This window comes from Shewanella canadensis, from assembly GCF_003966225.1.
Lineage (GTDB): Bacteria > Pseudomonadota > Gammaproteobacteria > Enterobacterales > Shewanellaceae > Shewanella > Shewanella canadensis.
On sequence record NZ_RXNU01000016.1, the window covers coordinates 1 to 22783 of the forward strand.

Sequence of the window (22783 nt, forward strand, 5' to 3'; positions counted from 1 at the left end):
CGTTGATAGGCAGGGTGTGTAAGCGTTGTGAGGCGTTGAGCTAACCTGTACTAATGACTCGTGAGGCTTAACCATACAACCCAGATGGGTTTTGCAGATGGTTTTGCTTAACTGAAAGAATACGAAATACTTGATTTTAGTGTGACCCAATTATTTATAAGCTATTTGGTTAATTCTGAATAGACAGCTTTCTAAATTTTACCAAATTAGTCTGGAAACCATAGCATTGTGGCCCCACCTGATCCCATCTCGAACTCAGAAGTGAAACGCAATCGCGCCGATGGTAGTGTGGGGTCTCCCCATGTGAGAGTAGGTCATTTCCAGGCGCCTAATAACGATAAAGCCCGTTGCTAACGCAACGGGCTTTTTTCGTTTTTAGTCTGGAAAGATGACCACTCGAATATGGGGACATAGATAGCGCATGCGAAGCATGCATCTTATCCATGTGATAGGTCGATGACTGCATCCTGCATAATCGACACTTCCCACATCCATGTGGGTCGTAGGGCGAATATCGCGTTAGCGATGTGCTTATGAGCGCGAAGCTTTAGCGTAGCTGACCATGACAGGCGCCTTCGCTTTTCGCTATTAAGCTGATTATTTAGTGTGCTCATTAATTGCAGGCTCGGAATCTGTTCCTGACATTAACCTGCCTCCTATATCCATATAGTAGTGCACCTCTACTTTAAAAAAGGGCGACACTTACCACATCTGATCTTTATGATTAATAAACGCCTTGATTCACGGTTGCAAAGTGAAAGCTTCGCGGCTAAAGCACGCTCCTACGTAGAGGCTAGCCAGTGATGTTCCCTACATTATAATGACATTGTCCCTTATCCCTACGGGGCTGGTGTCAAGGAAAGGCTATGGCGGTCAGGGTTTCAATTCTGTTAGGATTTTGCTGTGTGTGTCGAAGCTGACCATGACAGGCGCCTTTTGTACTTTGTAATAAAGGAGCCACCTTATTAAGGTGGCTCCTTTATTTGGAAGATATACCTATTCCATAGCCAGCTCTTTCAATTTTCGAGTCAGTGTATTACGCCCCCATCCCAGGCGTTTTGCCGCTTCTTGTTTATGACCATTAGTATGTTCCAGCGCTGTTTCAAGTAATATGCGCTCAAAAGCTGGCTGTACTTCGGTAAGCAGATCACTTTCACCTTCCTTTAGACGCTGGTTAATCCAGTTCTTTAAAGACTCCTGCCAATCGGTAGTTTCTCCTGAGCGATCCATATTGGACCTGTTTGGTTCTTTGAGCAGCTCAGGGGGGAGGTCTTGAGGTAAAATTTCCTGCCCGGATGCCATTACCATCAACCAACGGCATGTGTTTTCAAGCTGACGCACGTTTCCAGGCCAAGGCAGTTCAGAGAGTTTTTTTGCCGTTTCAGAGGTCAGGACCTTAGGTTCAACCGCTATCTCTTTAGCGGCAGAAGAGAGGAAATGACGAGCGAGCTGAGGGATATCTTCTCGTCGTTGCGATAATGGTGGTAGATGAACCCTTATGACATTAAGGCGGTGAAATAGATCTTCTCGAAAATCTCCTTTCTGTACTAACAGTTCAAGATCCTGATGAGTAGCTGCAATGATCCTCACATCAACTTGAACAGGAGAGTGTCCACCGACTCGATAGAATTGACCATCAGCTAAGACTCTCAATAATCGTGTTTGAACATCGAGTGGCATATCACCAATTTCGTCCAGAAACAGGGTGCCTCCATTTGCCTGTTCAAATCTACCTTGTCTGACACCTGCTGCCCCGGTAAATGCCCCCTTCTCATGGCCGAAGAGTTCAGACTCAATCAAATCTTTAGGTATTGCAGCCATATTAATCGCGATAAAGGGGTTTTCTTTTCGTGGGCTGTGCTTGTGTAGTGCACCTGCAACTAGCTCCTTACCCGTTCCTGACTGGCCATTAATCAACACGCTGATAGAAGATTTTGATAGTCGGCCTATCGCACGAAATACCTCCTGCATTGCAGGAGCCTCACCTATTATCTCAGGTGCTTTTACTTGTATCTCCTCAGGAGTAGTATTTGTCTGCTCCGTAGAGTGGGTCAATGCTCGCTCTACAAGTGCAATGGCCTCATCGATATCAAATGGTTTAGGCAGATATTCGAATGCCCCGGCTTGATATGCGCTAACTGCACTCTCCAGATCCGAATGTGCCGTCATTATAATCACAGGAATGTGGGGGTAATGAATTTGAATGCGTTCGAGTAGACTCAATCCATCCGTTCCAGGCATTCTAATATCTGAAATAATGACTTTAGGCTGTGCCAGTTCGAGCGCCTCCCAAAGTGATTCGGCTGCCGCAAAGCTGGCACTGCTAATACTGGCGCCCTTTAATGCTCTCTCAACTACCCAGCGAATAGAGCTGTCATCATCGAGCACCCAAACTTGTTCCGTTATACTCATGATTTACCCCGCTCCACTCTTATTTGTAATCTTGTGTTATTTGCTTATGTTCATTAGTTTTTTATGGGAAGTAAGATAGTGAACTCCGTCCTCCCAAGTTTTGAATGGCAATCAATTCTACCGCCATGCAGTCGAGCAAAGTTATGCGCAATCGATAAACCAAGCCCTGAACCGTTATCACGACCTGTCACCATAGGGTAAAAAAGTGTGTCTAATAGTTCAGGTTTTATACCTGGGCCGTTGTCTATGATGGATAAGGCTAATACAAGTTTGTGTCTTAAAGTGCCAATGGTGACTTGGTGCTGCGTGCGTGTCTTTATCAATATCTCCCCGCCAGCGGTGTCTAGTGCCTGAATCGCATTTTGAACTATGTTGAGTACGGCTTGTTGCAGCTGTTCAGGATCCATTTGAATATCGGGTATGGAAGGGTCGTAATCTTGCTTCAGTGTGATGTTTGCTGGAAGGGCCATGTTCACAAGGTTAAGTACTTTTTGAACGACTTCATGAATATTATGCAGGCTATGTTGGGTTGGTCTCTGGGGGCCGAGTAATCTGTCCACCAGATTTCGTAGTCGGTCGGCTTGCTCGATAATTAGATCGGTAAACTCATTCAACTGCGGATCATGTAGTTCACGAGAGAGCAGTTGCGCTGCACCACGAAGGCCACCTAAAGGGTTTTTTATCTCATGCGCTAGGTTTCTCACCAAGTATTGAGCAGCTTGTTGTTGCGCATCTAAAGTCAGTTGTTGATGAATACGCCTCTGTTGATCGACCTGCCTGAGCTCTAACAGGCCTAAGCCTTGTTCCTGCTCTAAGGGGGTGAGCGTTATGTCTACGGTATGATGTTGGTTATCCAATGTTACCAAAGCTGCAGTATTCACCGTGAGTCCTTGGTTTTCTCTGATAGCCTTACTCAGTAAATCGGTACTTACGCCAAGGATTTGGAAACTGTCTGATAGAACATGCTCGGTTAAGCGATGGCTTCCTACACCTAAGAGCTGCTCAGCCGCTGCGTTGGCATAGCAAAGTTTTAGATCAACGTCGATGACCATGACTGCTGTGACAAGGTTATTGAACAGGTGTTTTATATCCATCAGTGCTCCAAGTTGACTTACTGCACCATCATGGTGCACCAAATTGGTGCACTCTGCAACTTTCTTCCACTGAGCAATATCTGATTGAATAAAAGCTTAACTATTTAATTCTATAGTGTTATTTAACTTATCTAATTAAAAGGAGTGGCTTTTGCCTTACTGTTTATTATCGCTCTGTGGAGAAAGATCTTCCTTGGTGAAGTTGTTGCAAGTTGTTTGCCATTTTGGGCTACCGCTTTAATGACGAAAGAGTGTTCGCCACGGTCAATATTTTTAAGACTAAAGATAGGGGTTTCTTGTGGGGGACCAATCACCTTGTCGTCCATCAAAATGACGAGTAGATGCTTGGGTTTCAGATCGGGTGTTATTGTCGCCATTATGGTGATATCGCCATTATTATCACGAATGGTCTCATCTTCTTTTGGCGTTAGAATACTCATTTTATATTGAGTCGAAGGTATCATCTGCTCTTCTGTATCAGAATTCAAACTCTTGGGAGCCTGGATTGTGATCTGGTTTTGAGTGTTACTTTTAAATTCGACGACTTCTGAATTCTGTATTGGCTTATCTGAATAGTGGATCTTGCCATCTTTGTCGATCCATTTATAAACAGCCGCATGGGAGATCACTGTAAAAAGCAAAAGACTGAAAATAAGAGCTAAACGCATAAAAGTTCCTTTGTTACACATAGGTAAGCCTTTCAAGATTAGCTTTTATTCGGCTAAAAATCATGGAGAAAATACGCTTATCTGGATTATAGATAGATTAATTAAGATGGTTTAGGGTGATCATCTGCTTTCCTTTGCCTGATAAAGCATAAGACGGTGCGCAATCTAGCGCACCGTCGTGAAGGGCGAAAGAATCAGAGTTAACCTAGCTGTTTAATCATCTCGTCAGCAACTACTTCAGATGACGCAGGATTTTGCCCCGTCACCAGGTTTCCATCAACAGCAAGGTAACTTGCCCAGTCATCGCCCTTACTATACAGAGCGCCGTTTTCTTGCATCATCTCTTCGACTAAGAATGGTACGACATCTGTTAGTTGAACGGCTGCCTCTTCGGTGTTGGTAAAACCAGTAACACGCTTACCTTTTACCAATGGCGTGCCATCGGCTGATTTTACATTTTTAAGGGCTCCCGGAGCATGACAGACCAGACCGACAGGCTTATTCGTCTGGTAAAAGGCTTCGATTAATGCAATTGAGTGCGTGTCGTTGGTCAGATCCCACAGTGGACCGTGACCGCCAGGGTAGAAGATGGCGTCATAATCTTCGGCTTTAATACTGGCCAGAGTAAGAGTGGTAGCTAACTGCTGTTGGGCTTCATTGTCTTGATTGAAGCGGTCTGTTGCAGCAGTTTGAAAGTCTGCTTGCTCACTGGTTGGATCTAGTGGCGGCTGTCCGCCAGCTGGCGATGCTAACGTGATGTTGAAGTTCCTGTCTTTAAAACGGTAGTAAGGACTCGCAAATTCCTCTAACCAAAAACCTGTTTTTAATCCTGTATCGCCAAGCTTGTCGTGAGAAGTCAGTACCATCAATATGTTCATTTTATTATCCCGTTTACTCGTATCTTCTGTAAGGTTTTAGCCTGCAGGCGATCGGCGCGATCGACCTGCAACTGGTCATAGTCTATAAGTTACGTTCTAGAATTTTGCGACTCATGGTTAAATCGACATCTTGTTTCTCACCGAGTGCTGTCATGCCATGCTTTTCAAGTTTAGTCATGATTTCGTCAATACTTGCTGCCGTAAGATCGTAGTCAGAAAGGCGGGTTTTGATCCCCATGGCTTCGAAGAATTCACGGGTCTTGGCAATAGCGGCATCGATTCTTTCATCAATCGTGCCCTGGGTGATTCCCCAAACCCGCTCGCCATATTGCAGTAGCTTTTCCTGTTTGCTATCACGTCGGCAATCAAGCATTCCCGGCAAGATCATTGCGATAGTACGAGCGTGATCTATGTCGTATAGTGCGGTTAACTCATGGCCAATCATATGAGTTGCCCAGTCGTGGGGGATGCCTTTACCAATGACACCGCTCAGTGCCATAGTGGCCACCCACATCAGGTTGGCTCTGACATCGAAGTCATCAGGCTGACTCAGTGCCTTTGGACCCAGTTCGATTAAGGTCTGTAGTAAACCTTCGGCGAATCTGTCCTGCACGGGCGCATTAACCGGGTAAGTTAAGTACTGCTCGGTAATATGGATAAAGGCATCGACAACGCCGTTAGCAACCTGACGCTCGGGCAGCGTGAAGGTTTTAGTGGGGTCCAGTACTGAGAATTGTGGAAATACGTGGTCGCTCATGAAGGAGAGTTTGGCTTGAAATTCTTTTCGAGTGACGACGCTGGCGCTGTTCATCTCTGAACCGGTTGCTGGCAGAGTGAGCACCGTACCAAATGGCATCGCCTCTATTACCTTAGCCCCCCAACTTAGCAGGATATCCCAAGGCTCACCCTCAAACAGCGCCGCTGCGGCAACGAATTTAGTCCCATCAATTACGGAGCCACCACCGACAGCCAGAAGAAAATCAATCTTCTCTTCTTTAATGACAGTGACAGCTTGCATCAAGGTTTCGTAGGTGGGGTTGGCTTCTATGCCGCCAAACTCAACGATGTCACGCTGACCTAATGCCGTTTTTACTTCATCTAAAGTACCCGTGCGTTTCGCGCTATTACCGCCGAAAAGGACGAGTACCTTAGCCTTGCTTGGGACCAGTTTATCCAGTTCGGTAATCTTGCCTTCGCCAAAACTGATATGTGTTGGGTTGTAATAATCAAAGCTGTACATAATTTTTCCTATCTTTACGACCAGTCTTAATAATTGAGGTTAGTAGACCAGTCGTCTAGTTCTTCGTTAAAAAATACCCGCCTTAATCATAGGCGGGGAGATAGATATTGTTGGTTAATTTGCTGTTGAAACGGTTTGACCAAGTTGCGTTCGAGTTGCCTCGAGTACACGTTCAATTACTTTTGGGTCTCGGCTTAGCTTATTCATCAAGCTTGCACCTAGCCACATCTGGTAGAGCATTTCAGCGGTATTAAACCCATGCATTTCAGGAATTGAGCCGTCCTCAACACCCGCTTCAATGCAGTTTGAAATACGACTGATAACACCTGCGGAGCCTGTTTTTAATGCTAAACGCATAGGCTCAGAGAGATCGGCTACTTCGGCACTTAATTTCACTACGAGGCATTTTTGATCGATACAGGTATCGCTTTGAGTCGCTTGCCAGCGTAACCAATATTCCATTAGGCGTTCCAGGCCTGAGCCTTTCTTCGGGTCAAAAAGTTCATCGATTGCGCTAAGGTAAGTCTTAAAGTAGCTATTAATGATCTCTTCACCGAACTGCTCCTTTGACTTGAAGTAGTGGTAAAAAGAGCCTTTTGGGACGTCGGAAAATTTTAAGATCTGCGACAGGCCAACATTTGAGAAGCCTTTGCTGGAAATAAGTGTATAGCCAGAGTCGATAATATGCTGGCGTGTCAGTTGAGTATCTGTTTTCATATCGCTAGAATAATAAAGAATAGACCGGTCGTCTAGTGTTTTTTATCTTAAGATAAAACAGTGGAGCAGAAGGCCTGTTTGGGGCGGATATCGTAAAGATAGAGATTTATGAATATCGCTATGTTGTCATATCTGTCGATTCGGTTTCTGCTGAGCGAGTTATATCGATTGGTATAAGATAAGGTCTTCGACATATCGAAGGCCTTATCTCCGGAGGGGCTGAGAATTATTTTGAACTTGGGTTAAGGGCGCGCAAATGTGTTTTACGGTACTCGTAGCGTTGATTAATGGTGTTAAGCTCACTAATTGACATCGCTATTGCAATTGGCTGAGAGCCATTTTCATCGCTTGAGGTAAACTTCTGTGCAGTGCGGTTTACGAAGTCCACTACATAAATATTTGCATATGTTTCATTATCAATAAGTGTTTTAACTTCCTGAGCAGAACAGTCATTGCAGACAGCAATATCTGACATGGCTGCGTAGCTTGTGGATGTGAAGAGCAGAGACAATGAGACTAAGGTTGCTTTGATTTTATTGTTCATGCAGATTCCTTTTTATCAATTAGTGTGACCCGCGTCACAAGAATCCTAGTCGAGATTTCTCTTTGTGTCTATTTTTTATTCATTATTGTCTTTGGGAATCAGCAATTTAGTTATTGCTAATCTATTGTGGGGCCCATTTGTTTATTCGCTCGATTATTTGAGTCGCATTAAGATCGTGTATCACGTTTATCACAGTGGAGAGGGCATCGGTTACTGTCCCAATCACGACTAGAATTGGAATGGTTTCAAAAGGAAGGCCTAAGGTTGTGACAATGAAGATCTCTCCTAAAAATGCCCCTCCTGGAATGCCACCGATGATAAATGCAGATAACAATGAAATAAGAATGGTGATAACAAAGACTTCTGGTGTAAATGCTAATCCCAACAGTGAATAAATGAAAATAATCTTGAGGGCGGTGATCATAGATGCTCCGCCTTTATTAAGGTTCACCAGCAATGGGAGGCAGATGTCGGCAATCTCTTCCTTAATTCCCATTTTAACTGCAGCGCGAAGGTTCACTGGTAGCGTGGCTAAAGAGGAGCTCGTGCCCAGTGCTGTCGCTGCCGGAGCGATAGCATTTCTCCAAAACACCTTAATTCCTTGTTTCCCCCCACCTACCCAGGCATACAATGTGGATCCCAAGGTCAGGTAGATAAGTGAGGCAATAAAGAATAGTCCAATGGTACGGGCAAAAGTTAAAATCAGCTCCGGATCTTGACTGGCCATGGTGGAAGCGAAATAGGCACCCAAGCCTAGGGGGGCAGCAAGCATAATTATCGCGACGAGTTTCATGATAACAGTATTGAGACTGTCTAATAATGATGATATTTTTTTACCATCCTCCCCCGAGCGCCCAATGGCGATCCCTGATAGCACTGACATAATAATCAGGGCGAGTATATTCGACTTGGACAGCAAGCCTGCAAAGTCGCTGGTAGTTAATAAGCCTACAAAATCAATATCGCCAACAGATGTTTGAAGATTTTGATTGAGATCTAATGAGACTCCCTGTGCGGGGTCGAACAGCATGGCTAAGCCGAGAATTCCGATAGCAGGGATAATAGCCATAATCACAGATATCAGTAATATGCTAACAAGAATGGCCCCAAGCTTATTGAGATCTTCCATACGCGCTATAGAAGAGGTAACGCTGATTGCGACTAAGGGGACAATGATCATAAAGAGCAGGTTAAGGAAGATTTGCCCTATAGGTTTAAGCATTAATGCAAGCTCAGGAAAGACGATTCCTATACCGCCACCAATGAAGAGCGCCGATAATAAAATGATTGATGTTCTGTATGGCTGAAGCTTATTCCACATATTTTATCCAGATAACTGAGCTATAGCACGAGTAGAGAAGGCCAAGTTGTTCAATAATCATTATAGTCTGCCCAGGGTCAGTTCCTCATCTCGCTTTCTGTACCACGGCCAGTTAGCGTACTTAATAAGGCTTGCTTAATATCATCGGGGTCTAGTGGTTTAGATATGTAGTCATTCATCCCAGCTTGTAGGCATCGCTCTCGGTCACCCACCATCGCATTCGCCGTCATCGCTATGATGGGAATATGTTTGTATTGATGACCCGTATAACCGGCCCTGATCATCTGAGTCGTTTGATAGCCGTCTAAACGCGGCATTTGGCAGTCCATAAAAATTAATTGATATGGTGAGGTTATCGAATCTTTCAGTATCTCAATGGCCTGCTCCCCATCTGATGCAATGTCTATCTCCAGACCGAATTCGGCAATGATCCCTTGAGCCACCATTTGGTTGGTTTTGTTGTCTTCAACAAGGAGCAACTTGGGAAGCCTATCTTCAAAATAGCTTTTCAGATCCCAATCTCTTTGAGTTTGCGGAGCAAGCCGTTGAACAAGGTGAGGGGCCGTTTGGTCTATCTGTTTTAACGCTATCAATAGTTGCTCTAAATGCAATGGGTTACAGAGGTAGGTGAAAATTTGTTCATTGAGGTATTGAGTCATGATTGATTCATCAATGGCTGCAATGAATAGTAGGATTGGTGTATCGGGTAAATCTGTATTGCTCGCCAGTTTCGCAAGCTCGGTTTCTATGGCCTCTTGTCCTGCAGGGAGGTGAATAATTATGAGTTTAGGTCGATATGTATCCGAAATACTTGTCGGTTTTAAATCCGCCAACCGGGTCGCTTTGACGACCTTAAGGCTGGCATTTAATAAGTTGAGCGTTTTTCCCAGAACTTGATCGGCTCGCGTTCCTCGGCTAAAGAAAAGAATGGGTAGGGAGTTCAGGTCTGTGGCATACAGATCATCTTTGCTCGCGATTTCGACTCGAACATTGAAACTAAATTTACTGCCTTTGTCTTCTGTGCTTACCACCGAAATAGCTCCCCCCATGAGCTCTGTAAGACGTTTAGCGATAGAGAGCCCCAGGCCGGTTCCGCCAAAGTGACGAGTCGTCGAGCTATCGGCCTGAGTGAAAGGTTGGAACAGCTTTTCAAGCTGACTCGATGCCAAGCCAATACCGGTATCTTCAACAGAGAAGTTGAGTCGTGGTTCGATATCGTCACTCAGTTTCACATAAACGGTGATACTGCCTTTCTCGGTAAATTTAATCGCATTTCCAATCAGGTTTGTCAGTACTTGAGAGATGCGAGTGGGATCGCCTTTAAAGCTCTGTGACTTTATGTCGGTGACGTCACTAACAAGCTCAATGCCTTTCTCTTGTGCGCGAATGGCTAAAGGGCGAATGGTTTCATTGAGTAGATTGGTCAAGTTAAAATTAACGGACTCTATGGGTAACTTTCCTGACTCAATTTTTGAAAAATCAAGAATGTCGTTGATTAAACCTAGCAGGTTTCTTGCGCTGCCTTGAGCTGTATGCAAGTGATTACGTTGGCTTTGATCTAGGGCTGTACGGTCTAGTAGGGTTAGCATACCTAAAACCCCATTCATCGGTGTGCGGATCTCATGACTCATACAGGCAAGAAACTCCGATTTAGACTGTGCAGCCGCTTCGGCGGTTGCACGGGCATCATCTAAAGCCAGGTTGTTCATCTCAAGCTGGTGGGCATATCTCTCAATCTTCTTTTCGTTATCTCTTGTCAGGGTTCTATCCTCAATACAGATAAATATTCCTTTTATTCTCCCCTCGTTATCGATATCCGGTATATGGGTGATATGAAAAAAAAGACTAATATTTTTGTGTGAAAACTCAGCATCTAAGGTGATTGAATCACCCAGTAACGCAGTTTCAATGGGCTGCTCTATTAAACTGAACAATTGACTTGGGAGTACCTGTCGGCAAGTTTGCGTTAACACCTCCGCCATCGGTTTGGCTAACCACTGCAGACTATATTGATTGATAAACTGAATTTTTTTGTCGATATCGACATACAGTAAATGCACCGGAAGTGCGCTAGCCATGTTCTTGATATATCGGTGTGATTTTTCGACCTCAGCTTTTTGCAGCAGTTGTTTATGGATTGAACCATTATAACTATTTGCCAGAATGCTAAATTCATCATTAGTAGACACTTGCAGAGGTTCTGGAATCTGCTCGCTGTTATCTTGATTTAATAGCTGTTGCGTCATCTTTGAAAGCGGCTTTAACACGACGATTCGTTGAATGAAAATATTAATCAACAAGAGTAAAATTAACCCGCCAATCACAATCAACATTAAGTGATTTCTGGCTTGATGCAGGGAGCCTTCAAGGGCTTGTTTGTTATATTCGAGGTAGATAATGTAGGGCTTTAATCGGTTAGCCTGGGGATCGACCAAGTGGAATTTTACCGATTGATGAAGGCTGTTATCTATCAATTTACCCTGGTCTCTTTGACTACTCTTAGCGGGATTATTGATGAGCTTCATAATGGTATCGGAAAATACCAGGTCGGCTCTTTTACCATTGTTTTGTACTAAGCTATCGGCGCTAATGCTGAGATCTGAGGCCTTAATGACGGTGAGGCGCGTGATGTTAGGGTAAGTGGTCAACACGCCAACCACTCTGACCATATTGCTGGTCTTTGGGTTCGTTTCAAGGGCAAGCTTTAATGAGTCCGTTATTTGGGTTAATTCATGATGGGCTTGAACTTTAAGTCGTTCCTGTGTCTCCTGAATAAAGTAACCACTCAAGATCACGCAGATAATAAACCCTATGATCAGCGTGCTGAGATTGAGCCTGAACCCTATGCTATGTCGATAGCTGCTCGGTGCCATATACTCTAAATGCCTGAGTGAAATAGAGATTCAACATGTAGACAGGAGCTATTAAAGGCACCAACTTGATTGAGAGTGTTGCAAACCGACTTTGAAAGCTTAGTAAGCTTCTGTTTATCCTCGAATAGTTGCTTTTGTTCCATGCTGGATAACAGGTGAATATCGCTTAGCGCCTGGTTGAATTCGATCTCTGAGATCTGTTCCCGTTCAGCCATGTGCTTTACGGCTTCTTCCGGATGCTGTTCCAGATAATCCATTGCCAGTTGCCAAGCTTGTTGCAGTTGAGACGTTAACTTCGGATTTCGGGCAATGACCTCTTTCGATAGAGATACAGTATCGAGAATTTCGTTGGGGATCTCTGCGGTGGTGAATATCCGATGACTTGCGAGCTTCTTGTCATTCAGGATATCGAAAGAGTAGGGAGGGTAGGTAACCATGGCGTCTATCTGTCCATAAGCTAACGCTTGGTGGGCATTTCCCTGTTCCATATTCACAATTTGAACATCATCGAGCGACAAGTCCGATACCGCTAATGCTCTTGCCAAGATGTAGATCCCGAGAGAGCTGACTTCACAACCGACTTTCTTACCTTTTAAATCGGTAATGGATTGAAACGACTTGCTTCCTAAAATCACATCGCCACCGTTTGAATAGTCGGCGAGTAGTGCAATGGTTAATGGTTCTCCTCCAAACTCCTGCGCCTGAACGGCTTCCACTATGGTACTGGTAAAACCATCGACTCGCCCATTGATGTAGGCCCGTTGAGCGTCCGATAAGGTGGCGGTTTGTACCAGTTTTATATTGATGCCTACTTTTTCGAAGAAGCCTTTCTTTTCGGCTAAATAGAGCAATTCATAACCTGGCCAGGGATTGATCGCGATGGATATTTGCTGTTGGGGTTTCTCTCCACCACAAGCGACTAGCGTGAGAATAAACAGAAGGCAGGTTAAAGGTTTCATCATCATGATCTGTAAAAAATTTAATGTAGTTATTAGGTTAGTAGAGCAAAATAGATATAGCCAAAAAATAACCAATATGATTTTCTGAGGTTTAAGCTGATGTAGAGCCAAGGGGAATGAGTTGGGGGATGGCAATAAAAAAGCCCCGGAAATATCCAGGGCTGTATCGATGTTACATCTGAATCAGTTACATATTACAGGCTGTAATAAAGCTCAAATTCAAGTGGGTGAGTCGTTTGGTTTACACGCTCAACATCAACAGACTTAAGTGCGATATAAGAATCGATGAAGTCATTACAGAATACGTCGCCATGAGTCAGGAATTCACGGTCAGCATCCAGACACTCGAGTGCATTTTCCAGTGAAGTGGCAACTGTTGGGATTTCAGCCGCTTCTTCTGGTGGCAAATCATAAAGATCTTTGTCCATCGCTTCACCCGGGTGGATCTTGTTTTTGATACCGTCAAGACCAGCCATTAGCATTGCAGAGAATGCCAGGTATGGGTTAGCCATAGGGTCACCGAAACGTAGCTCAATACGACGTCCTTTCGGACTTGGTACCAATGGGATACGGATAGAAGCTGAGCGATTAGCGGCAGAATATGCAAGCATTACCGGCGCTTCAAAATGCGGGATAAGACGCTTGTATGAGTTAGTCGCCGGGTTAGCAAAAGCGTTGATGGCGCGCGCATGCTTGATAATACCACCTATGTAGAACAGGGCCATTTCACTCAATCCACCGTACTTGTCACCGGCGAAAAGGTTAACACCGTCTTTAGCAAGAGATATGTGAACATGCATACCGCTACCGTTGTCACCAACGATCGGCTTAGGCATAAAGGTCGCTGTCTTACCGTAAGCGTGAGCAACATTATGAACAACATACTTAAGTACCTGAACTTCATCGGCCTTCAGTGTAAGCGTATTAAAGCGAGTCGCGATTTCGTTCTGACCGGCTGTTGCCACTTCGTGGTGATGTGCTTCAACGACTTGTCCCATCTCTTCAAGAACGAGACACATTGCAGAACGCAGGTCTTGTGAAGAATCCACAGGTGCAACCGGGAAGTAACCGCCTTTAACTGTTGGACGGTGGCCTTTATTGCCTTCATCGTAATGAGTGCCTGAGTTCCATGCTGCTTCTTCTGCATCTACCTTGTAGAAGCAACCTGACATGTCTGCGCCGTACTTAACATCATCAAAAAGGAAGAATTCTGGCTCTGGACCAATCAATACCGTGTCAGCGATACCTGTAGAGCGTAGGTACTCTTCGGCTTTTTTCGCAATCGAACGAGGGTCACGGTTGTAACCTGTCAATGTGCCAGGGTTTAAAATGTCACAACGAATGTTCGCGGTGGTTTCTGCTGTGAAAGGGTCAAGTACGAAACTTGCAGGATCAGGCATCAATACCATGTCTGATTCGTTAATGCCTTTCCAACCTGAGATTGAAGAACCGTCAAACATCTTGCCGTCTTCGAAAAAGTCTGCATCAACCTGATGGCTTGGGATGGAAACGTGCTGCTCTTTACCTATCGTATCGGTAAAACGCAAATCAACAAACTTAACTTCTAATTCTTCGAGTTGTTGTAAAACTGATTCTGCTGACATTCTAAGTCTCCGAGTAGGGTAAAGGGGTTGCCCTTTTTATATTTAAATTCTTTAGCGCTCAAATATGAGTTTGGCTTCTGTCTTTATTATAAAGCTAGAGTCATGCCAATTATTTAAGCCTATGATTTATATGGGAACTGAGTTGGTGGGCAATGAACGGTTATAGACGGTTGCACTAAGTTGGTGCGCCCAGTGTTCGATGTTGGTGCGCTCACCAAGCTGGTGCGAATGTGTCTAATAGGGATTATTCATAGCTGACTAAAAAATAATCCTGTGCGAGAGCCCTCGGCTAGAGTAGAATGGCACGTTTTTTATTGCAACAGCTATTATTAAAGCTGTTACAAATACCCCCTATATTTTGATGGTAAGAGGTTTATCTGTGTTAGAGAATTTACGTAACATCGCCATTATTGCACACGTTGACCATGGTAAAACTACCCTGGTAGACAAGATGCTGGCGCAGTCTGGAACCCTTGAAACTCGAGGAGAAGCCACTGAGCGGGTGATGGATTCGAACGATCTTGAAAAGGAGCGTGGAATCACGATTCTGGCAAAGAATACGGCCATCAAGTGGAATGATTACCGCATCAACATCGTGGACACACCTGGTCACGCCGATTTCGGTGGTGAAGTTGAGCGTGTTCTTTCTATGGTTGATTCAGTACTGCTTCTTGTTGATGCGGTTGACGGCCCTATGCCGCAAACTCGCTTCGTAACTAAGAAAGCATTTGCTCAAGGCCTTAAGCCTATTGTTGTTATCAACAAGATTGACCGTCCAGGCGCTCGTCCTGATTGGGTTATCGATCAAGTATTCGATCTTTTCGACAACTTAGGCGCTACCGATGATCAGCTAGACTTCCCAATCGTTTATGCTTCTGCATTAAATGGTTTCGCTTCTCTTGATCCAGAAGTATCAGAGGGTGACATGACTCCTCTGTTTGAAACTATCGTTGAGAAAGTTTCATTCCCTGACGCTGATGCTGATGGTGATTTCCAGATGCAGATCTCTCAAATCGACTACAACTCATACGTGGGTGTTATCGGTATTGGTCGCATCAAGCGTGGTAGCGTTAAAACAAACCAACAGGTCACTATTATTGGTGCTGATGGCAAGAAACGTAATGGCAAGATGGGCCAAGTATTAGGTTACATGGGTCTAGAACGTAATGAAGTTGAGATTGCTAACGCCGGTGATATCGTTGCCATTACTGGTCTTGGTCAGCTACAAATTTCAGACACTGTCTGTGCACCGACTACAGTAGAAGCATTGCCTGCATTGTCTGTTGATGAGCCAACACTAACGATGACCTTCCAGGTCAACACCTCTCCATTCGCTGGTAAAGAAGGTAAGTACGTGACTTCACGTAACATCCTTGAGCGTCTGCAGCAGGAACTTGTTCATAACGTTGCACTACGTGTTGAAGAGACTGACAGCCCGGATCGTTTCCGCGTATCGGGTCGTGGTGAACTTCACCTTTCAATCTTGATTGAAAACATGCGTCGTGAAGGTTACGAGCTAGCTGTTTCTCGTCCAGAAGTTATCGTTAAAGAGATCGATGGCGAGATGTGTGAGCCGTTCGAAAACTTGACTGTTGACGTTGAAGAAGAGCATCAAGGTAGCGTTATCGAGAAGCTTGGTATCCGTAAGGGTGACATGAAAGACATGCAGTTAGACGGTAAGGGTCGTGTACGTATCGACTTCGTTATCCCTAGCCGTGGTCTAATCGGTTTCCAAACTGACTTTATGACAGCCACTTCAGGTTCTGGTCTTATTTACCATTCATTCGACCATTACGGTCCAGTGAAAGGCGGCGATATTGGTCAACGTGCACGTGGCGTATTGATCTCTAACGCAACGGGTAAAGCACTGACATTCGCATTGTTTAACCTTCAAGCTCGTGGTCGTCTGTTTATTACCCACGCTGCAGAAGTTTATGAAGGTCAAGTTGTTGGTCTTCACGCTCGTGCAAACGACTTGACTGTTAACTGTCTGAAAGGTAAGCAGCTAACTAACATGCGTGCATCGGGTACCGATGAAGCACAAGTACTGACTCCACATATCGAAATGACACTTGAGCAAGCGCTTGAGTTCATCGATGATGACGAGCTAGTAGAAGTAACGCCGCTGAACATTCGTGTTCGTAAGCGTTTCTTGACTGAAAACGAGCGTAAGCGTCATAACCGCGCATAATCGTATATCTTTCGAAACATAAGTTTTCGAATTTCAAGAAAAGCCCTGAACATGCAAATGTTCGGGGCTTTTTTGTATATGGCCATAAATGTTCCATTCATTTATTGGCATTCCCACCATCCATGGCGGTCAGATATACTTATCCCCGATCGCAGGGGCAGCGATAGAGGGGATTTGTTAGCCTCGGATTAGGCTAAGTGGAATTAGGTAGGGTCAGCCTGTTTGCACATAAGATGCGAGGGTCCTAGAATTTAGGTTCTAGGACCTATAAGCTGATTTTTAATGTCCAATAGACTTCAAATGCTGTATCAGATAGATACGATCCTGATCCAAGGTTTGACTGTGCCAGAAGCCGCCGACATAGGCACCGAGAGGGATGAGGAACATAATGAGTAACAGCATGATGGTTAATCCCCTTGCGGATAGCTTAATCCCATTGCGGGTGCTGAAGTGCAGGGCTTCCTTCTTAGGGCAGGCGGAGACGCAGCGCATACAGGCTTGGCATTCATCCGAGCGAATGTTCTTCTGGGTATGCACCGAGATGTTAGCCGGGCAGGCGCGGGTGCATTTATCACAGTTCATCCCTTTAGACTCGATCAGGCAATGCTGAGTGCTTCTGCGGATCTTAAATGGGCTGAGAAAGCTCATGATGCCAAGTAGGGCGCCATAGGGGCAGATGTAACGACAAAACCCCTGACGACGCCAGGCCGTTAATCCCAAGATGAATGCGAAACAGATTAATGTAATGAGTCCCGGAGTGACAAAAAATAGCGCCATCTTCAAGTCGGCTATCTTGTGATAGTTGCCCTCTAAGTATTGAGGAATTGAGGCCGAAGGCATGCCGATGATGATATAAAGTAGCGCAGCTAGCAGCAGATATTTAAGCATTCTTAGCGGCCAGTCTAACCAGGCTGGTGGCATGAACTCCTGTTTGATGAAACGCTTTCTCAGCTTATACAGATATTCTCCTGCCAAACCGAGGGGGCATGCCCAACCACAGAAGGCGCGCTTACAGAGTAAGCCTGTTAACAGTACGACAGCCAGCATGACTGCGGCGGCCGGGTGAGTCTGATCCCATAAGCCCAGAGTCATAATCGCCTTGAGCTCTATTCCCCCGGCAATAGGAAGAAATGCATCGCCGACATCGGGCCGGGCCAGCCAAGGGGTTATTCCGGCCTTGAGCATGGCGGTGTTAGCAGCGAATTGTATGCCGACCAGCAACATAGACAGGGCGAGCAGGTGCTGAGTGCCATCGCGCAGCGAGTTGGCTCTGAGGTCCCCTTTGGCAGCCTCTGGTCTTAATTTTGTGAAGATTGTCAGGGAGGTGGCTGCGATGGCAAGTGCCGCGAGTAGTGGCCAGTATAGCGAGCTGACACCGGCTCCAACCGTTATGATGATGGTGGCAACCGCTCCCGACTTTTTACCGCTCCAATAAAGCAGGCTCGCACTGTAGGCGAGTGCCAACATTAAGGTTAAAGATTCAACAAAGCTCATATTGTTCTGATTTAGTAACGACTTGTATCTGTGTGAGGGCAATTGTCTGGATAAGTTCTTTGTTGATGAATCTTTTGTGCAGAAGATCTAAAAAATATATAACTTATTACAGGGAAAGTGGCCGAAGATCACAGCATTGGCAATACAGTAAAACATTCCCGAGCCTGAGCAAGAGCCTGGCATAGGTTTGCCGAAACCCCATAAGGGAAGCCCCTAAAAATTGAGATGCTATTGAAAAAACACCGACCAGTGGCGCCGGTGCTATTTCGATAGATGGCTGGGTTGTGTTTAGAATGACTTGGTCAGGGTAAAGACAAATGATGAACCTTCTGCGGTATTTTGGGTGCTAAACTCATTCACGTAACGTAGATTCCCCTGAAGTAGCCAGGGCAGATAGAACACGTTGAGCTCACCGCCAATACCATAGCCAGTCTTACGTTCACTGGCTAATGTTCCGTGACCATCGCGGCTGTCATCGCTGATCTGCCAGCTGGCGCAATAGCTCACCCCGGGGCGAAGCAGCCAGTGTTCATTCAGCGCGAACTGCTTACCTATCCCTCCCTCTATGATAAATTCTGCGCCCGGACGAACATCGGTATCGTCCTGCTCCGAGTGCACCAGGGTTCGCGTCAGGCCGCTGACACTCCAGGACCTATCGGAGTCCAGGTAGTAGGTTCCTCCAAGCGTCAACATACCTGACCAATAACCCATACCGGGCGATGCGGCGTCTGCAGGGTCGTAGTCACCCGTGGGGACGATCACCGATAACCCAAGCGCCGCTTCATAGTTATCACGGAACCAGAACAGGGCCAAAGGTTCCAGAACGATATCTCCTAAGGCGAAAGAGGTGCTGTCATCGACACCGAAATCGGCGATCGAGGTCTCTTTGTTAATCATGGGAACGATGACGTTATAGGCCCAGTTGGCGCCGAAGAGTTTCTTTTCGGTGACGTGTACCAGCCTATGAAGCTGAACGTAGGCATCGATATCGACATCCAGACCCGTGTCATCTCCATTATCATTGGTCAGAGTATCGGCGTTGTACCAGGTGTTGTACATTCGGTAGTGTATTCCCGGCGGTGGTGGCGTTCCGGCTGCTACGCCCTCTCCACCAATGGGATAGTGGGAGCCGGAGGTCGCAGCAAGGGCGGAAGTGGTACTCAAGAGTAAACCTGCTACTCCTGCCAGTCGGAGCAGGGCTCTTTCTACATTATTCAATGGTATTCTCCTTAATTTATCGCGTGGTATGGTTAATAACTGTTGATTCAATATCTGTGCTGTATTAAGTGGTGCTTTGTGACTCATCCTCGATGTCGATTTTTAGATGCTGCCTAAATGACGCCAAGCCTGTTTGAGGTCGGAAACTTAGTTTTTGCATCTGCTGTCGACAGGTGAAAACAGAGAGGGGTGAGTATTTAGGGCAAATAACAATATCGTTGAAACTCCTATTATCCCTGCCGAGTAAAATACGGCGTCTATTCCGAAGCCACTCAAGATAAACGCGCCAAAAATGGGACCGAAAATAAAACCTAAGTTCATTGCACCATTGAATATCCCCACCGTGTTGCCTGTGCCGTAATGCGTTCCCTCTTCTACCAGCATGGCGGTGCAGGCGGGCTGTGACAGGGCGCTAAACAGGCCGAGGAGGGTGGTTGCGAAGAGTATTTGGGTGAAGGTGAGGGTGGTCGGAATGATCAAATAGATTATTGAGACAGATATGCCGCCAAGGATGATTAATAAGGCGTGAGATACCCTATCCGCAAGCATGCCCATCGGCCGCAGAAGAAGCGTGATAGTGAGGCAGCTTGAGGCCATCACTATCCCTATTTGAGTCCCGGTTAACTTAAGCTCTTCAGTTAAAATAATGGGCAGAAATGTGCCCATGAGAGAGATGCAGCAGGCTCGCCCAAAGATAAAGGCCAGTAATCCTCTTAAGTTCCGGCTCCGGATGATGGGCTGAATGAGGGATGACTGTTTATTACGGCTTGAGTGCGTGGTGGCGACGTGAGCCGAACTATTTCGAACGCAGCAACTGCAGAGTAAGATGGCTAAGAGACTGAGGAGAATCATGCTTAAGAATATGGCCGTGAATCCCAATTGATCCTTCATGTAACCACCGATCACCGGACCGAAGGATAGGGCTGCATAGAAAGAGATATCGAAGGTTCCCATAACCGAGGATCGTTTCTCTTTAATTGCAGATTCACTGACCAAGGAGACAATAACCGGCCTGAACATGGCACAGGCCACGCCCTGAAGTAAACGTGAGAGCGCAAGGATGAACAGGTTGGTAGACACTAAGTATGAAACTGAAACCAAGAGGTAAAGACTAAGGCTGATAAGCATTAGCTTTTCTGGGCCGAAGATGTCTGAATACCGCCCCATAAAAGGGCTGAAAATCGCTTTTGCCACAGAGTAGGATATCAGCGGTAGGGCCAACAGTGCGCCCCTGGCCCCCAGTTCAAACACATACACAGAGAAGAAGGTATCGCTGATCCCGAAACCCAATGTAACGATAAAATTGATCACGAAGAGGATCAGGAAATGATTGTTATGCGCCATCCTGCCAGCCCTGCAGAGATCAATAATTATCTGGGGTTTGGATAATTTATGTTTCTAAGGCAGCTCGACTTCATACTGATGGCAATCGTTGCAATACAAGACGGAGGGTTCATGGGTCTTGTGGCAGGCGGTGCAACGAATTTCACCATGGGGGGACTTATGGACGTTTACCACTCTCTCTTCTACCTGAAACTCCTTAATTTCAATCTGATCGCCATGGCAGTTTTTACATAACGAGGTTTTACCTCTGCGAGTGGGGGTATCGGTTCCATGGCAATCCATGCAGGTGACGTCTGCGTCTTCATGTACTTTGGCAAGTTCACCGGCATAACTTGGTACGTTAACAGCAAACATTAACAGGGCAGCGGTAGCGATGGACGTTAAATATTTCATAATCATCTATTCTTTATTGGATAAAAAAAACCGAGATCCTAAAAAGTGGATCTCGGTTAAGGGGGATTACAGCTTCATCTTCTCTGCGATGTGCTCGGCAGCGAAACGACCAGAGTTGATGGCAAATGAGCTGGCCATACCTTCAAGAGTCAGGTTATATGAATCACCATATACGCCGCCCACTTCACAACCAACGACGTAGAGGCCGCCAACAGGCTTCATATCTTTTTCACGGAGCACTTGCATGTCGGTGTCGGTGGTTGGGCCACCGAGGGTGATTAGCGTGGCGTTTTGACCTTTAACGGCAAAGTAAGGAGGCTTGTCCATAGAACGAACGTACTTGCGGTTTTTAGGGAACTCTTCATCTACACCGTTGATGGCATAACGGTTGGCGTCAACCACTGTTTGCTTAAAGGTGGCGACATCAATCCCCATCTTCTTAGCCAGACCTTCGATGGTGTTTGATTTAACTAACCAACCCTCTTTTTGGCCGACTTCGATACCTTCATCCAGCAAGTCCAGCTTATGACCAACACGCACCCAGTCACTGTGAGAGATGTCGATACCATCTGTCTTCATGTACTCTCTCATGTTGTCATCGAAGACGGCGAAGTAGCCATTACCCACACGCTCTACCGCAGGGCCTGTGTTGTGCCATAGTGGCGCCTGACTCTCATCGATGAAACGCTTACCGTCTTTAGCAACCCACATGTATGGCTGGCGTAATAGAGAGGCCATCTGTGAATAAACCGTCGTATGCTCAGGGTGACTTAGCTGAGTGTTTGGATCTTTGCCATATAACCATGCGCCGATTGCCAGATGGGTCTTCATGCCTTCCAGTCTTGCGCCTGTCTCTTCCCACCACTTGATACTGTCCCCGTCACGACCCTTTTTAGGACCTACAATCAGATGGTCGGTGCGGATACCGAATTTTTTTAACATCTTAGGATTGTTGATGAAGCCACCGGTGGCAACGATGACACCGCCTTTAGCGTTAAAGGTATAGGTATCGCCTTCGCCATCTTCGGCGATAACACCGACCACTTTTTCGTCTTTATAGACAAGCTCAGTCGCCGGTGTTTCCGTGTAGATCTTACCGCCGTTCTTGGTGAAAGACTGCTCCATCTTCTGCACGAACTCGACGCCTTTACCATCTTTAAAGATGTGCCAGGTACGGTTACCGTCTTCGAAGAGGGTACGTACGTCATGGAAGGTAACGCCTTTCTCTTCCATCCATTTGATAGAGTCGTCTGAACGATTAATCCACTTGCGCATCAAGGGGCCATTGATAAAACCATGGTTGAATTCCATATGGTTCTTATAAGCCCAATCTTTAGTCAGACCGATGTACATCGATTTTTGCTGCTCAGTTTCAACGGCGAAAGTTCCTTCGATATAGAGCGCCGAACCACCGATGTTCGCTTGCTTCTCTAACAGTACGGTTGTCAGGCCTTTTTCTTCGGCCGCCGCCGCGGCTGCCATACCACTGGCGCCGGAGCCTATTACAACCACATCGACATTTTTGGTGTAATTTGCCGCATAACTACTCGCGCTTAATAAGCTCAAAGCAATTGCCATGGAAAGTTTGTTCATTCAGTACCACCTCTTGTTTAACATTCGATTTAAAACACATTTTTATGTATAGGTTTCTGTTAACTTCTCGTTATACAAATCTGTAATTAATGACTGCTGCTGGAGTTCGAATGCCCTTCTATTTCAGTTTCAGTCACAAGATCTGTATGGATAACATTAGAGACATCACATATGCGTTACAGCGCATCTTATTGATAAGGTTTACTTAATTGTCCCTAGTCTCATGATTTAAGATTGCAC

The 22783-nt window shown here is 45.7% G+C and carries 17 protein-coding genes and 1 rRNA gene; 2 read left to right on the plus strand and 16 right to left on the minus strand.

Annotated features, from left to right (window positions below; all coding sequences use genetic code 11):
- Positions 1-210: 210 nt before the first annotated feature.
- Positions 211-326: ribosomal RNA gene (gene rrf, locus EKG38_RS20885) — 5S ribosomal RNA — on the plus strand.
- Between the two features lie 670 nt (positions 327-996).
- Here rrf and glnG read toward each other — a convergent pair.
- The 11 genes from glnG to glnA form a co-directional block, all read right to left on the minus strand.
- A complete protein-coding gene (gene glnG / locus EKG38_RS20890) occupies positions 997-2412 on the minus strand; it encodes a nitrogen regulation protein NR(I) (protein WP_126522779.1) in 1416 nt (471 codons plus the stop codon).
- A gap of 53 nt (positions 2413-2465) precedes the next feature.
- On the minus strand, positions 2466-3506 hold the full coding sequence (gene glnL, locus EKG38_RS20895; RefSeq protein ID WP_126522782.1) for a nitrogen regulation protein NR(II): 1041 nt from the start codon (positions 3504-3506) through the stop codon (positions 2466-2468).
- A gap of 131 nt (positions 3507-3637) precedes the next feature.
- Positions 3638-4174, minus strand: coding sequence for a DUF4124 domain-containing protein (locus EKG38_RS20900; protein WP_126522785.1), 537 nt, complete (start codon positions 4172-4174; stop codon positions 3638-3640).
- Between the two features lie 200 nt (positions 4175-4374).
- Positions 4375-5052, minus strand: a complete 678-nt coding sequence (locus tag EKG38_RS20905) for a type 1 glutamine amidotransferase domain-containing protein (protein ID WP_126522788.1) — start codon at positions 5050-5052, stop codon at positions 4375-4377.
- A gap of 82 nt (positions 5053-5134) precedes the next feature.
- The gene (locus EKG38_RS20910; protein ID WP_126522791.1) at positions 5135-6292 is read right to left on the minus strand and encodes an iron-containing alcohol dehydrogenase; all 1158 of its coding nucleotides are present in this window, start codon (positions 6290-6292) and stop codon (positions 5135-5137) included.
- A gap of 114 nt (positions 6293-6406) precedes the next feature.
- Positions 6407-7009: a TetR/AcrR family transcriptional regulator gene (locus EKG38_RS20915; protein WP_126522794.1), complete on the minus strand. Its 603-nt coding sequence runs from the start codon at positions 7007-7009 to the stop codon at positions 6407-6409.
- Positions 7010-7235: 226 nt separating this feature from the next.
- A complete protein-coding gene (locus EKG38_RS20920; RefSeq protein WP_126522796.1) occupies positions 7236-7553 on the minus strand; it encodes a hypothetical protein in 318 nt (105 codons plus the stop codon).
- 121 nt (positions 7554-7674) lie between these two features.
- Positions 7675-8874, minus strand: coding sequence for a dicarboxylate/amino acid:cation symporter (locus tag EKG38_RS20925; protein ID WP_126522798.1), 1200 nt, complete (start codon positions 8872-8874; stop codon positions 7675-7677).
- Positions 8875-8951: 77 nt separating this feature from the next.
- A complete protein-coding gene (locus tag EKG38_RS20930; RefSeq protein WP_126522800.1) occupies positions 8952-11747 on the minus strand; it encodes an ATP-binding protein in 2796 nt (931 codons plus the stop codon).
- 5 nt (positions 11748-11752) lie between these two features.
- Positions 11753-12706: an ABC transporter substrate-binding protein gene (locus EKG38_RS20935; protein WP_185826925.1), complete on the minus strand. Its 954-nt coding sequence runs from the start codon at positions 12704-12706 to the stop codon at positions 11753-11755.
- 194 nt (positions 12707-12900) lie between these two features.
- Entirely contained in the window at positions 12901-14310 is a 1410-nt protein-coding gene (gene glnA, locus EKG38_RS20940) for a glutamate--ammonia ligase (protein ID WP_126522805.1), read from the minus strand.
- Between the two features lie 379 nt (positions 14311-14689).
- Between glnA and typA the strand changes: the two genes are divergently transcribed.
- Entirely contained in the window at positions 14690-16501 is a 1812-nt protein-coding gene (gene typA, locus EKG38_RS20945; RefSeq protein WP_185826926.1) for a translational GTPase TypA, read from the plus strand.
- Between the two features lie 279 nt (positions 16502-16780).
- Here the strand turns inward: typA and EKG38_RS20950 are convergent, their stop codons facing one another.
- The 5 genes from EKG38_RS20950 to EKG38_RS20970 form a co-directional block, all read right to left on the minus strand.
- Positions 16781-17995: a 4Fe-4S binding protein gene (locus EKG38_RS20950; RefSeq protein ID WP_126522810.1), complete on the minus strand. Its 1215-nt coding sequence runs from the start codon at positions 17993-17995 to the stop codon at positions 16781-16783.
- Positions 17996-18283: 288 nt separating this feature from the next.
- Entirely contained in the window at positions 18284-19213 is a 930-nt protein-coding gene (locus tag EKG38_RS20955; protein WP_246033239.1) for a SphA family protein, read from the minus strand.
- A gap of 147 nt (positions 19214-19360) precedes the next feature.
- On the minus strand, positions 19361-20557 hold the full coding sequence (locus EKG38_RS20960) for an MFS transporter (RefSeq protein WP_126522813.1): 1197 nt from the start codon (positions 20555-20557) through the stop codon (positions 19361-19363).
- A gap of 54 nt (positions 20558-20611) precedes the next feature.
- Positions 20612-20950 (minus strand): cytochrome c3 family protein, encoded by a 339-nt coding sequence (locus EKG38_RS20965; protein ID WP_185826927.1) that lies wholly within the window; start codon positions 20948-20950, stop codon positions 20612-20614.
- Between the two features lie 66 nt (positions 20951-21016).
- On the minus strand, positions 21017-22543 hold the full coding sequence (locus EKG38_RS20970) for an FAD-dependent oxidoreductase (protein WP_126522819.1): 1527 nt from the start codon (positions 22541-22543) through the stop codon (positions 21017-21019).
- Positions 22544-22783 lie beyond the last annotated feature (240 nt).